The sequence below is a fragment of the Pseudomonas sp. MS01C9 genome (assembly GCF_058202755.1).
This window is the reverse complement of the sequence record NZ_CM177073.1, coordinates 3,513,555-3,527,349: the sequence shown is the minus strand read 5'-3', so window position 1 is coordinate 3,527,349 and position 13,795 is coordinate 3,513,555. Positions and strand designations below refer to the sequence as shown.

13 protein-coding genes are annotated in these 13,795 nt (G+C 60.2%); 6 read left to right on the top strand and 7 right to left on the bottom strand.

Annotated features, from left to right (window positions below):
- The first annotated feature begins 63 nt into the window (after positions 1-63).
- The 5 genes from AC1M7R_RS16000 (at position 64) to AC1M7R_RS15980 (ending at position 4,118) form a co-directional block, all read left to right on the top strand.
- Entirely contained in the window at positions 64-990 is a 927-nt protein-coding gene (locus AC1M7R_RS16000; RefSeq protein ID WP_072388240.1) for a LysR family transcriptional regulator, read from the top strand.
- Between the two features lie 84 nt (positions 991-1,074).
- Complete coding sequence (locus tag AC1M7R_RS15995) at positions 1,075-1,674, top strand: hypothetical protein (protein WP_243750414.1); 600 nt, start codon at positions 1,075-1,077, stop codon at positions 1,672-1,674.
- A gap of 10 nt (positions 1,675-1,684) precedes the next feature.
- Entirely contained in the window at positions 1,685-2,407 is a 723-nt protein-coding gene (locus AC1M7R_RS15990) for a hypothetical protein (protein WP_143147026.1), read from the top strand.
- 124 nt (positions 2,408-2,531) lie between these two features.
- Positions 2,532-3,275 carry a DUF72 domain-containing protein gene (locus AC1M7R_RS15985; RefSeq protein WP_072388745.1) on the top strand — a complete coding sequence of 248 codons (744 nt, stop codon included), beginning with the start codon at positions 2,532-2,534 and terminating at the stop codon, positions 3,273-3,275.
- A 138-nt stretch (positions 3,276-3,413) separates the two neighbouring features.
- Positions 3,414-4,118, top strand: coding sequence for a hypothetical protein (locus tag AC1M7R_RS15980; RefSeq protein WP_072388246.1), 705 nt, complete (start codon positions 3,414-3,416; stop codon positions 4,116-4,118).
- 178 nt (positions 4,119-4,296) lie between these two features.
- Here AC1M7R_RS15980 and cyoE read toward each other — a convergent pair whose 3' ends face one another.
- The 7 genes from cyoE to hmpA form a co-directional block, all read right to left on the bottom strand.
- A complete protein-coding gene (gene cyoE / locus AC1M7R_RS15975) occupies positions 4,297-5,184 on the bottom strand; it encodes a heme o synthase (RefSeq protein WP_003178131.1) in 888 nt (295 codons plus the stop codon).
- A gap of 11 nt (positions 5,185-5,195) precedes the next feature.
- Positions 5,196-5,531, bottom strand: coding sequence for a cytochrome o ubiquinol oxidase subunit IV (gene cyoD, locus AC1M7R_RS15970; RefSeq protein ID WP_072388248.1), 336 nt, complete (start codon positions 5,529-5,531; stop codon positions 5,196-5,198).
- Complete coding sequence (locus tag AC1M7R_RS15965) at positions 5,532-6,158, bottom strand: cytochrome o ubiquinol oxidase subunit III (RefSeq protein WP_072388250.1); 627 nt, start codon at positions 6,156-6,158, stop codon at positions 5,532-5,534.
- A 3-nt stretch (positions 6,159-6,161) separates the two neighbouring features.
- Positions 6,162-8,192 (bottom strand): cytochrome o ubiquinol oxidase subunit I, encoded by a 2,031-nt coding sequence (cyoB, locus tag AC1M7R_RS15960; protein ID WP_072388252.1) that lies wholly within the window; start codon positions 8,190-8,192, stop codon positions 6,162-6,164.
- Between the two features lie 3 nt (positions 8,193-8,195).
- Positions 8,196-9,143: a ubiquinol oxidase subunit II gene (cyoA, locus tag AC1M7R_RS15955; protein ID WP_072388254.1), complete on the bottom strand. Its 948-nt coding sequence runs from the start codon at positions 9,141-9,143 to the stop codon at positions 8,196-8,198.
- Positions 9,144-9,938: 795 nt separating this feature from the next.
- Complete coding sequence (locus tag AC1M7R_RS15950) at positions 9,939-10,448, bottom strand: disulfide bond formation protein B (protein WP_072388256.1); 510 nt, start codon at positions 10,446-10,448, stop codon at positions 9,939-9,941.
- Positions 10,449-10,777: 329 nt separating this feature from the next.
- Positions 10,778-11,959: an NO-inducible flavohemoprotein gene (hmpA, locus tag AC1M7R_RS15945; protein ID WP_072388258.1), complete on the bottom strand. Its 1,182-nt coding sequence runs from the start codon at positions 11,957-11,959 to the stop codon at positions 10,778-10,780.
- Positions 11,960-12,110: 151 nt separating this feature from the next.
- Here hmpA and norR point away from each other — a divergent pair, with 151 nt between their 5' ends.
- On the top strand, positions 12,111-13,667 hold the full coding sequence (gene norR, locus AC1M7R_RS15940; protein ID WP_076405527.1) for a nitric oxide reductase transcriptional regulator NorR: 1,557 nt from the start codon (positions 12,111-12,113) through the stop codon (positions 13,665-13,667).
- Positions 13,668-13,795: the final 128 nt, after the last annotated feature.

Genomic DNA, 13,795 nt, shown 5'->3' with positions numbered 1-13,795 from the left:
GGTTAGCCACCCTTGATGGATAAACGCCGCTTTACTTCATTCATTTAAAAGCAGGAATTGATAATGGACCTGTTCCAGGCCATGAACGTCTACGTCAAGGTGGTGGAGGCCGGCAGCCTGACCGCCGCGGCCCAGGCGTGCGAGATGTCCACTACCATGGTGGGCAATCACCTTCGCGCACTGGAGCAACGTCTCGGTGTGCGGCTGATCAATCGTACGACCCGTCGCCAGCGACTGACCGAATTCGGCTCGACCTACTATCAGCGTTGCCTGGAAGTGCTGGGGCTGGTGGCCGATTCCGAGCGCCTGGCCGAGCAGACCCAAGGCGAGCCCACTGGCACCCTGCGCATCACGGCGCCGCTGACCTTCGGCACCGAACGCCTCGCCCCGGCGCTGGCGCAGTTCAGCCAGCGCTGCCCCCAGGTCAAGCTGGACGTGGTACTGACCAACCAGCGCCTGGACCTGCTCGACCATGGCTTCGACGTCGCCATTCGCCTGGGCCTGCCGGATCCCAAGCTGATCGCCCGACCGTTGATGGACTACACCCTGACCATCTGCGCCTCCAGGGCCTACCTGGCACGCCGTGGCACCCCGCGACAACCGGCCGACCTGCAACAGCACGACTGCCTGTCCTTCGCCTACTCCGCCGGGGACGAGTGGCGCTTCGCCCAGGACCACTGGCCCATCAACGGTCCGGAGGGGGAAATCAAGGTGCCGGTCAACGGACCGATGCTGATCAACAGCTCCTCGGGCCTGCACCGCGCCGCCCTGGCCGGCATGGGCGTGGTGATGCTGCCCGATGCGCTGGTGGAACAGGACTTGAAGGACGGGCATCTGGTGGCTCTGCTGCAGGACTACCAACTGCCCCATCGGCCGATGAACCTGATTTACGCCCAGGACCGCTACCGCTTGCCCAAGCTGCGCAGTTTCGTGGAGTTTGCGTTGGAGAAATGGGCAAGATCTGCTGACGAGACGAAAAGTAGCCTTTAAAGGCTACTATTGAAGAAGTAGCCTTTAAAGGCTACGTTACGGCATCCCATGACAGGATTAAGTGCAATGAAGCTAGAGGCGGTCTTGACCGGCGACCTGATCCACTCGCAAAGCGCAGGGGATACGCTCGCCTACATCTCTGGCTTGAAAGCCGTGCTCAAGCAATTGGAAAAACGCTACAAGGCAAAAGCGGAAACCTTTCGCGGCGACGGTTTCCAGCTTTCGCTGGATCGGCCCGAACAGGCTCTTCACTGCGCCATTGCTCTGCGGGCAGCCCTGGTTGCAGCCAGCCCCGAAGGAGAGCGCTGGGATGCGCGGATCGCCGTAGGCATCGGTTCCGCGCAGCAATCGCAGACCTACCGCGAAGCCTTCGTCTTGTCCGGCCAAGGACTCGACAATATGAAGAAAAACACCCTGGCGATATTCAGCAACCATCAGGCATTCCAGGAACGTACAGAACTGCTGACAGAGTTCGTCGCCGCCATCCTTGAGCAGTGGACAGCTGTCGAAGCTCAAACCTATGCCATTCACCTGATCGAAGCCACCGACCAACAGAGCATTGCCGACGCCCTGGGTAAATCCCGCATCACCGTCAACAAAGCGTTGCAACGTGCCCAGGCACGTTTGCTGGATAAATACCTGGCGTATATCAGCCGGCTGATCGGAGAGCTGTCCGATGGTTGATGCATCGGCCTTGCTGGTCATCCTGTTGTTGGCACACGTACTACTGGGTTTCTGGATACCGCGCTACAGCAGCTTCCAACCGCCCCACCGCTTTAGCCAAAAGGTCATCATCAACCTGTTGATTGCAGGCCTCTATTTCGTCGCGTTTACCTTGGTGATGATCCTGTTGCGCGATGATGACGCCTTCGCCTGGAAGGCCGGGCTGCTCATGGCAATTGCCAGATTCCTGACCCTTATCCTGACTCCGAATTCACCCAAATCACCGACCCTGGCTTTGCTGTCCAGGGAAGCCGTCCTGATAATCAGCCTGGTTGCGGTCTGGCTGGTTTGCGAGAACAACATTGCCAAGCTCCAGGTTTCCCTGGCCAAGCTGCTCACCCTGCCAGTGCTTGCTGTCGGGCTTGCCTATGTCGCCATGCTGCGTCCCGCTTCCGCCTTGATAAGCACGATACTCAGCCCGTGGATCAAGGAGATCGACAAAAGTGGCTCCCTGGCAAACGCCGGGACATTGATCGGTTATCTGGAACGGCTGCTGATTCTGACGTTTGTATTGCTCGAACAATGGGAGGCGGTCGGTTTCCTCCTGACGGCGAAAAGCATTCTGCGCTTCAATGAAATCCAGAACGCCAAGGTTCGTTCCCTGAGTGAGTACGTATTGCTGGGAACCCTGCTGAGCTTCAGCTTGAGCATCGCAGTGGGACTGCTCGTGACGTACATCCTGAAACCGCAATGAACATTTGTAGCCTTCTGAGGCTACTTTGGGCGATGTAGCCTCAGAAGGCTACATTGCAAAAGTTTGCAGCTTTGAGGCAAGTGCAACGGTCATAGATTGACCCTTGCAACCCGAGGCTCCGCCCTTGCCGACTGCTTTTCCCTCTCGCTCATGCCTTTACCTGGGCTGCGCCGGCTGGTCGCTGCCCCGGGAGCAATGGCCAGAATTCCCCGAGGACGGTACGCATTTGCAGCGCTACAGCGCCCGCTTCCCGACCGTGGAGATCAACAGTTCGTTCTACCGGCCGCACCGCCCCGCCACCTATGCCAAATGGGCGGACAGTGTCGCGGCGCACTTCCGGTTCTCGGTCAAGGTGCCCAAACAGATCACCCATGAACGGCGACTGCACGATTGCGAAGGGCTGCTGGATGAGTTTCTCGGGCAGTGTTCGCAGTTGGGAGAAAAGCTGGGCTGCCTGTTGATCCAGCTACCACCGTCCCTGGCATTCGAAGCTTCGGTGGCCCGCGCGTTCTTCACTGCCCTGCGCGACCGTTACCAGGGCTTGGCGGTGCTCGAACCCCGGCACCCGAGCTGGCTCGCGGCGCATGTCAGCACGCTGCTGTATGAGCAATGCATCGGCCGCGTCGCCGCCGACCCATCGCCTTTGCCCGATTGCGATCGGCCCGGTGGCTGGCCTGGCGTCCGCTACTACCGGCTGCATGGCTCGCCGCGAATCTATTACTCCGGTTATGAACAGACCTGGCTGGAGCAGCTTGCCCGGCAATTGAAGCACGAGCCCGACACACCGACCTGGTGCATTTTCGACAACACCGCCGCCGGCGCCGCGGTGCCCGATGCATTGCGACTGCAAGCGCTCATGGAGCGTTGAATTCCCTCCGGGGTAACAAAAAACGACCTGCCGCCGGTTCAACCGTGACAACATCGCCCGCCTCCAATAGATTAGGCGGCCGAAAAAAGCCGTATGCCTTTCTCGCCTCATCCCGCTAACAGAAGTAGTGAAATTTCAATGTCCGATTCCAACACCGCTGAATCCGTAGTCACCCTGTCGTCCAAAGCGGAATACGAAAACTCCATCAATCTTTCACAGCATCTGCCCCAGGCCAAAAGCATCAGCGAGATGGTGCTGGACGCCTTCCAGTCGAATCGCGAAAGCGACCAGATCCGCGAACTGCGCAGCGCCATCCGCCAGGCTCACGATGCATTCGACGATGACAAGGCCTATGAACTGATGGGTCAGCTCAAGCAGCTCAAGGACGCCGAAGCCGCCGATTTCGCCGCCCTGGAAGACTTGAGCAGTCGCTTCCCCATCAGCCGCATCCTTTCCAGCTACAAGGACGATCCGGCCTTCCAGGAACTGGTCTACGGCCTGGCCCTGAAGGTGCTGAACCAGACTCACCAGGCCATCAGCAATCCGGGTGGCGGCAAAGGCAAGGCCTCGCGGGCCAAGAAGGAAGCGGAAGTGTTCGTCATCAGCAAGGACGGCATCAGCGTCACCCTGCCCTTGCGCACCCCACGCTCCAAGCCGAACGTCGACCGCGAAGCCTACGAGTTCCTGGGCTTCAGCTTCGTCGGCGAGGGCGACGACGCCGAGCTGGAAAACGAAACCTTCCTGGACAGCGACGGCACCGAACAACCGGCCACCCGCAAGAGCATCGTCACTGCCCTGCAACAGCAAAAGGCATTCGACGGCTACAGCATCACCCAGCAATAAATCTCACTGTGGGAGCGAGCTTGCTCGCGATGAGGCCGTCACCTTCAACACTCATGAAAGCTGAGCCACCGCTATCGCGAGCGGCTCGCGCCCACAGGAACATCGACCGCCCGCAACGCCCATGAAAAAAGCCCCGCGCTTCTCTCGAAGGCGGGGCTTTTCGTATAGCGCCTGAAGCTTAAGGTGCGTAAGTGAGCAGCAGCTCGCTCGGCACTTTGAAGTCCAGGGACATCATGACGCTCAGGGCGGTGATGGTGAAGATCGAGAACACGAACAGCTTGCGTGCCCAGACCGTGTCATCCACCGCCTTGTAGCCGGTCCAGGCCATGTACAGCCAGTACATGCCCATGGCAGCGGCGACGGCGAGGTAGCTCATGCCGGCGTAGCCGCTGAAGGTCAGCATCAGGGTCGCCACCAGGAACGCCAGGATGTAGAGCAGGATGTGCTTCTTGGCCACGCGGATGCCGCGCTTGACCGGCAGCACCGGAATCGACGCTGCCAGGTAGTCATTGAAGCGGAAGATCGCGATGGCATAGGAATGCGGCATCTGCCACAGGCTGAACATCACCAGCAGCGTCAGCGCAGCCATGTCGAAGCTGTTGCTGACCGCCACATAGCCGATCACCGGCGGCATCGCCCCCGACAGACTGCCCACCAGCGTGCCGTGCACCGACTTGCGCTTGAGGTACAGGCTGTAGAGGCCGACGTAGATGACGAAACCGATCACCGCGAACAGCGCCGCCAACGGGTTGGCCACCCAATACAGCAACGCCACCCCGGCCACGCCCAGCACCGTGGCGAACGCCAGGGCCAGTTGCACCGGGATCAGCCCCTGGACCAGGGCACGGTTCTTGGTGCGCTCCATCTTGATGTCGATGTCACGGTCGATGCAGTTGTTGAACACGCAACCGGACGCCACCACCAGGGAGGTGCCGATCATCGCCGCCAGGAAGATGGCCAGATCGACATGCCCCTTGGAGGCCAGGAAAAAACCGCCTGCCACAGAAAGCACGTTACCGAAAATGATCCCCGGCTTGGTGATTTGGATAAAGTGCTTCAGGGACATCCGGAATTTCCTCAGTGCGCCATCATGTTGGTGTGGATGCTGAACATGATCCACAACGACAGGCCAACCAGCAGGACGATCACCAGCGCGGCGAAGATGAACGCAATCACGTTGTTACGCTGGGCGGCGGAACGATCCAGATGGAGGAAGTACACCAGGTGCACCAGGACCTGGACCACGGCGAAGATCAGGATGATCCACAGGGTCAGGCTCTTGGGCAGCGACGGGTACATCACCAGGCCGAACGGGATGACGGTCAGGATCACCGACAGGATGAAACCGATGGCATAGGACTTGACGCTGCCGTGGCCGGCGTCGTGGCCATCATGGGAATGTGCGTTAGCCATTTACAGGGTCCCCATCAGATAAACAACGGTGAATACGCAGATCCACACCACGTCCAGGAAGTGCCAGAACAGGCTCAGGCAGCTCAGGCGGGTCTTGTTGGTGGCGGTCAGGCCATTCTTCTGGACCTGGTACATCATGATCGCCATCCAGATCAGACCGCTGGTCACGTGCAGGCCGTGGGTACCGACCAGGGTGAAGAACCCGGAGAGGAAGCCGCTGCGGCTAGGACCGAAGCCTTCGGAGATCAACACGTGGAACTCGTTGATCTCCATGCCGATAAAGCCCGCACCGAACAGGAAGGTCATGCCCAGCCAGCCCAGTACCTGGTTTTTCTTGCCCTTGTACAACGCCAGCATGGCGAAGCCGTAGGTAATCGAGCTGAACAGCAGCAGAGCGGTCTCGCCCAGTACGTAGGGCAGCTCGAAGATGTCGTGGCCCGACGGGCCACCGGCGACGTTGTTCACCAGCACCGCGTAGGCCGCGAAGATCGACGCGAACAGAATGCAGTCGGTCATCAGGTAGAGCCAGAAACCGAATACGGTCATCTCGCCCGAGTCATGGTGATGGTCATCATGCCCATGGTCATGACCATGGGCGTGTCCAACATTGGTCACTAAGTTCGACATGGTTTAAGCCTGTTCCAACGAGGTTTCAACACGGGTGGCGGTGGCTGGGACTTTCCCGGCCGCTACCAGACGTTTGTGCTGCTCGGCTTCGATGCGCTCGATGACATCCACCGGCACCATGTAGCCCTGATCGTCACGGGCGGCATGGATGGCGAAATACACCACGGTGCCGACCAGGCTGGCGATGGCCAGCCACCAGATGTGCCAGATCATCGCGAAACCGAACACGGTCAACAGGCCGCCCATGACCACGCCGGTGGCGGTGTTGTTCGGCATGTGGATCGGCGAGTACTTGGCCGGAACCTGGTACGCGGTACCGTTTTCCTTGGCTTCGGTGAACGGGTCGATGGTGTCGGCTTTCGGCAGCACGGCAAAGTTGTAGAACGGGGGTGGCGAAGAAGTCGACCACTCCAGGGTATGGGCATTCCACGGGTCGCCGTGTTCGCACATGTTTTCCGGCTTGTTGCGGTCACGCACGCTGACGTACAGCTGGATCAGCTGGCAGGCGATACCGACGGCGATCAACACCGCACCGAACATGGCGACGTACAGGTACGGCACCCACTCAGGGTTGGTGGTGGTGTTCAGGCGACGGGTCATGCCCATGAAGCCCAGTGCATAGAGCGGCATGAACGCGACGAAGAAGCCGGTGATCCAGAACCAGAACGCGCCCTTGCCCCAGCCTTCGTGCAGCTTGAAGCCGAACGCTTTCGGGAAGTAGAAGGCGAAGCCGGCGATGTAGCCGAACACCGCGCCGCCGATGATCACGTTGTGGAAGTGCGCGATCACGAACAGGCTGTTGTGCAGGACGAAGTCAGCACCCGGGATGGCCAGCAGTACGCCGGTCATGCCGCCGATGGCGAAGGTCACCATGAAGCCCAGGGTCCACATTACATGGCTGGTGAAACGCAGGCGGCCCTGATAGATGGTGAACAGCCAGTTGAACAGCTTCACCCCGGTCGGGATGGAGATCAGCATGGTCGCCAGGCCGAAGAAGGCGTTGACGCTGGCACCCGACCCCATGGTGAAGAAGTGGTGCAGCCAGACCATGAAGCCCAGTACCGAGATCGCGCCCGAAGCGTAGATCATCGAGTGGTGGCCGAACAGTTTCTTGCCGGAGAAGGTCGAGATGACTTCGGAGAAGATACCGAACGCCGGCAGGATCAGGATGTACACCTCAGGGTGACCCCAGGCCCAGAACAGGTTCACGTACATCATCGGATTTCCACCCAGTTCATTGGTGAAAATGTGGAAATCCATGTAACGGTCAAGCGTCAGCAGTGCCAGGGTAGCGGTCAGGATCGGGAAGGAAGCGACGATCAGGACGTTGGCCCAGGTGCAGGTCCAGGTGAAGATCGGCATGTCCATCAGCTTCATGCCTGGAGTACGCATCTTCAGCACGGTGGCCAGGAAGTTGACCCCCGTGAGCGTTGTCCCCAATCCGGATAGCTGTAGCGCCCAGATGTAGTAGTCCACCCCCACGCCCGGACTGTACTGCAGCCCCGACAACGGCGGATAGGCAACCCAACCGGTCTTGGCGAATTCGCCGACGCCCAGGGAAACGTTGATCAGCACAACGCCGGACACCAGCAGCCAGAAGCTCAGGGAGTTCAGGAACGGGAAGGCAACGTCGCGCGCGCCGATCTGCAGCGGCACGGCCAGGTTCATCAGGCCGGTGAAGAACGGCATCGCCATGAAGATGATCATGATCACACCGTGGGCGGTGAAGATCTGGTCATAGTGTTCAGGCGGCAGGTAGCCAGGCGAACCCTCGGTGGCCATGGCCAGCTGGGTACGCATCATGATGGCGTCGGCAAAGCCGCGCAGCAGCATGACCATGGCGACGATGATGTACATCACGCCGATTTTCTTGTGGTCGACCGAGGTCAGCCACTCGGTCCACAGGTAGGTCCACTTCTTGAAGTAAGTGATCCCGGCGAACAGCGCCAGACCACCGAGCGCGATGATGGCGAGGGTCACCATGACAATCGGCTCGTGGAATGGGATCGCTTCCCAACTTAATTTACCTAACATCGTTTACTCCTCTGCCCCGGCAGCTGAATGCGAACTCATGTCCATCCCTTCCATGTTGTGCGCCACTTCCTTCTCTTTCTTCTCGTGGTGCATTGGCTTGCCCGGGTTCATCCCTTCATATTTATCGATGATGGTCTGGAACAGGTTCGGCGTGACCGACGAGTAGAGTTCGACTGGGTTGTTCTGGCTCGGTTTGGAAAGGGCTTCGTATTCAGCTTTTTCAAGCTGTTTAGGTGCCTTCTTCACATCGTTGACCCAGGCGTCGAATTCTTCCTGGGTCGTGGCGATTGCTTTGAACTTCATGCCGGTGAAACCCGCGCCGCTGTAGTTGGCCGAGATACCTTCGAGTTCAGTGTTCTGGTTGGCGATCAGGTGCAGCTTGGTCTGCATGCCGGCCATCGCATAGATCTGGCCGCCCAGGCCCGGGATGAAGAACGAGTTCATCACGGTGTCGGAAGTGACCTTGAAGTTGATCGGCGTGTGGGCCGGGAAGACGATCTTGTTGACTGTGGCGATGCCCTGTTCCGGATAGATGAACAGCCACTTCCAGTCCATCGAAACCACTTCGATGGTGACCGGCTTGACGTCGGAATCCAGCGGACGATAAGGGTCCAGGGCATGGGTCGACTTGTAGGTGATGTAGCCCAGGGCAATGATGATCAGGACCGGAATGGTCCATACGGCCACTTCGATCTTGGTGGAGTGCGACCACTTCGGCGTGTACACGGCCTTGGTGTTGGAGGCGCGGTACTTCCAGGCGAACAGGAACGTCATGACGATGACCGGCACGACGACCAGCAACATCAGCAGCGTGGCGGTGATGATCAGGTTTCGTTCATCCAGGCCGACCTGGCCCTTGGGATCGAGCAGGGTCATGTTGCAGCCTCCCAGCAACAACGTGCCGAGCAGCGGCAACAAGCCTAGTAATCGGGGGTACCTGTTTTTACTCATCTCACGACCTCTAAAGCAGCTTGCGCAATGCAGTTGGGTTTTGATCGCCAACACTTCACCCTGCCAAGGGTTGGCATTTTCTTGGATTTGAATAAGGGCTGCCCGTCGAGCGTCAGACGCTGTTCGACACATCCTGGGCCAGCAGTGAGTTCTTATTCGAATTCGTCGGTAAAAGGCCTTGTTACAGCCCAATTCCATTTGGTGCGGGTAGTTGGAAGGCACCGACACCTTGGGATCGCATGGGGCGCTGGCGCCCTTCGACCACCTCTCGCGCTCAAGCCTGAGCCGGGCCGGATATTCGGTGCGGGCGATTGTAGTGAGCTGAAGCGCTGTAGACCATGTCTCATCCCGAAATAATTTTTATCCGAACCGGCAACAATCTATGGCGGATTCTGCAACAGACGCCCATGTTATCGAAAACAGTTCTCAACAAGAACCCCAAAAAACGTAGGTCTACTAAGCCCGATTTAGACAGGCCGCAAGGGGTTCACAGACTTTTCAGGCCACGCAAGCGCCCAGTTTTCGGGGCCTTTGCCCCATGGCGCGATATTGTTAAAAATGCCTGCCCTACACAGGGAAGCGATGGCGAAAGCAGGGCACTCGAGGCCTTTTTTTGTTACAGGACAAGGCGACTATTGGCGTCGTGGAAGACGTGTCAGAGGCAGGATGTGTGACAACGTGTCGCAGATTGTCGCAGAGCATTCTTGTCCGGGATCAAGGCCATCGCCGTGGACGACTGAAACGAAAAACGCCCCGGCTCTTCGGATGAAAAACCGGGGCGTTTACGTCAGCCATTCAGCGAAGCGATTTGCGATTGCGCAACACCAGCAGCGGCACCAGCACCACGATCAGCACGAAGGCCACCAGGGCCCATTGCGCCAGGGACAAGCCCAGGATCGGCGGATAGGGCGTGGAGCAGAAACCGTCGACCTGGAACCCCAGCGGGAAGATCTTCGCCAGCGGCAGGTCGTCGACGATCGGCTGCAGCACATCGACTCCGCAGCTCACCGCCGGAAAGAACTGGGTATAGACGTGATGCCCCGCCACTCCCGCACCGGCCAGGGCGCAAAGCACCACGATGCCTTCAAGGATTGTCAGGCTGCGACGTGTGCGCATGGCCGCGCCGATGAAGGCGAAGATCGCGATCAGCAACAGCGCGTAGCGCTGCAGGATACACAGCGGGCACGGTGCTTCGCCGAGGGCCACCTGCATGTACAGCGCGCCGCCGATCAGCGCCAGGCAGATCAGGCCCAACAGCACCAGATAGCGCCGCTCGCGGCCCAACCGCATCATTTCCTCACTCATTGGGTTTCCCTTTGTCATACATGGATCGACGCACAGCCTTGCGAACTCGGCGCGCTGTCGGATGGCCGAAGTCTACACGCTGGCCATGACAGTGAACGAGCGGTTGTCGTCGACTTTCAAGGGAATAGACAGGAAGAAGGTTAAGCGCCGATTAATTGCCTGGAAGCAGGCCTGCCGGTGGGCGTCGAGCTGATCGTCGTGATCGCAAGCAGGCTCGTCCCCACACGTTGGTTCGAGTTGTTCACGAAGTCGCGTCCAACACGAATCTTCCTGTGGGAACGAGCCTGTTCACAAAGCGCGCAACCCGGTTTCCCGGGCCGGCCGATGACTTATTCCAGGGCCGCAGCCGGTCCGAAGAACTCGTAACGGCTCTGCCCGGCCGGCACACCCAGGTTCTTGAGGTGGCGCTTGACCGCCGCCATGAAGCCCTTGGGTCCGAGGAAGTAGGCGTCCAGATCCCGCTGTTCCGGCAACCACCTGGCCAGTTGTTCCTGGCTCAACAAACCCACGGTGTCAGCCGCCGGGCTCGAACCGTCGTCTTCGTCATAGCAATAGAACCGCTTGAGTTGCGGGTGCCGACGGGCAAGGTCGTCGATCCAGTCGCGGAAAGCATGGACACGACCGTTGCGCGCGCAGTGGATGAAATGCACCGGCCGTTCGGTTTGCAGCGCCGCCTGCAGCATCGCCAGGGTCGGCGTGATGCCGACGCCGCCGCTGATCAGCACCAGGGGCTTGTCGCTGGCGGTCAGGTAGAAATCCCCGGACGGCGGGAACAGCTGGATGCGGCTGCCGACAGGGAAGTCGTCGTGCAGGTAGTTCGACACCCGCCCACCGGCCTCGCGCTTGACACTGATCCGATACTGGCCGTTGTCGGCCAGGGCAGACAGCGAATAGTTGCGCCGTACCTCTTCACCGTCCAGCACCAGCTTCATACCGATGTACTGGCCCGGCTCGGCCACCAGGATCGGCCCCTTGTCCACGGGCTCGAAGTAGAACGAGGTGATCTCATCACTCTCCTGCACCCTGGCCGCCAGTATGAATTCACGCTCGCCCCGCCAGCCGCCCGGTGCCGCGGCTTTCTGGTCGTACATGCCGGCTTCGGCACCGATCAGGATATCGGCCAGCTGGTTATAGGCCGCGCCCCACGCGGCAATCACCTCGGGAGTGGCGATTTCCTCGCCCAGCACCTCGGCAATGGCCCGCAACAGACAGGCGCCAACGATCGGGTAATGCTCTGGCAGGATCTGCAAGGCCACATGCTTGTTGACGATTTTCGCCACCAGGTCACCCAACTGGTCGAGCTGGTCGATGTGCCGCGCATACATCAATACGCCATTGGCCAGGGCGCGGGGCTGGTCGCCGCTGGCCTGGTGAGCCTGGTTGAACAGGGGACGCACCTGGGGATATTCGGACAGCATCATGCGGTAGAAATGGGTAATGAGCGCTTCACCACCGCTTTCCAGCAATGGAACAGTGGAACGGATGATGGCGCGTTCTTCTTGGCTGAGCATTGGGTGACTCCATGCAAGGACTTGATAACAACTGCCTTGTCCTATCAGATTTCATGCCATGATTAATTTCGTTATTTTTCAATAACTTAAAATCAGAGTAGTCATAAAGACACAAGACTCGATATAGTCTTTCGGACTACATGGAGTCTTTATGACCGCAACCTCTCTGCTGACAGCCTTGTTGCCACTGGTGGCGGACCTGTCCCGGGAACTGCCTGAAGGCGAGCGCTATCGCCGCCTGCTGGGAGCCCTGCGCGCCTTGTTGCCCTGCGACGCAGCCGCACTGTTGCGCCTGGACGGAGACTGCCTGGTGCCCCTGGCGGTGGACGGCTTGAGCACCGACACCTTGGGCCGACGCTTCCGGGTCAGCGAGCACCCGCGCTTCGAAGCGCTGCTGGCCAATCCGCACCCGACCCGGTTCGCCACCGACAGTGACCTGCCCGATCCGTACGACGGGCTGGTCGAAGGCCTCGACGATCATCTGGAAGTCCACGATTGCATGGGCTGTCCGCTGTTCGTCGATGAACGACCGTGGGGACTGCTGACCCTCGACTCACTGGATCCGGGCCGCTTCGAGCCGATCGACCTGAGCGCCTTGCAGGCCTTCGCCAGCCTCGCCGCCGCCACGGTCAGCGCGGCCGAACGCATCGAGCGCCTGGCCTTGAAAGCCGAAGACGAACACCGCCGCGCCGAGGTCTATCGCCAGGCCAGCGGCCATCAGCACCGGGACATGGTCGGCCAGAGCAAGGCCCATAAACGCCTGGTGGAAGAAATCAACCTGGTGGGCAGCAGCGACCTGACGGTACTGATCACCGGCGAAACCGGCGTCGGCAAGGAACTGGTCGCCCAGGCCATCCATGCCGCCTCGAAGCGCGCCGAGCAGCCGATGATCAGCCTCAACTGCGCCGCCCTGCCGGACACCCTGGTGGAAAGCGAACTCTTCGGTCACGTGCGCGGCGCCTTCACCGGGGCCACCGGTGATCGGCGTGGCAAGTTCGAACTGGCCGACGGTGGCACGCTGTTCCTCGATGAAGTGGGCGAGCTGTCCCTCACCGTCCAGGCCAAGCTGCTGCGAGTGCTGCAGAGCGGCCAGTTGCAGCGCCTGGGCTCGGACAAGGAACACCGGGTCGATGTGCGCCTGATCGCCGCCACCAACCGTGACCTCGCCGAGGAGGTGCGCAACGGTCGCTATCGGGCCGACTTCTATCATCGCCTGAGCGTCTACCCCCTGCAGGTACCGGCCCTGCGCGATCGCGGTCGCGATGTGCTGTTGCTCAGCGGCTTTTTCCTGGAGCAGAACCGTTCGCGCATGGGCCTTGGCAGCCTGCGCCTGAGCAGCGACGCCCAAGCCGCGCTGTTGGCCTATGACTGGCCAGGTAACGTGCGCGAACTGGAACACCTGATCGGTCGCAGCGCCCTCAAAGCCCTGGGCCGCTGCCCGGTGCGGCCGAAAATCCTCAGCCTCGGCGCCCAGGACCTGGATTTGCCCCAGACCGGCGAACCGCTTTCAGCCTCGGCCCCGGCCAGCCCGACGCCCGCCACGGAACCGGCCACCGGAGATATGCGCGAAGCGGTGGACGATTTCCAGCGCCGGTTGATCACCGCCAGCCTGGAGCGCCACCGGCACAACTGGGCCAGCGCCGCCCGGGAACTGGGCCTGGACCGCGCGAACCTGGGGCGGATGGCCCGGCGACTGGGGCTCAAGTAGCTCCCCTTCCCCCTGCTCGGACCCAGAACAAGAGTGGGCACCTTGTGGCCAGGGGATTTATTCCCTGGCCACAGATCAATCCCGCGTCACAGGATAAGCGTGCGCAGGCCGCTGACTTGAAATTGGCT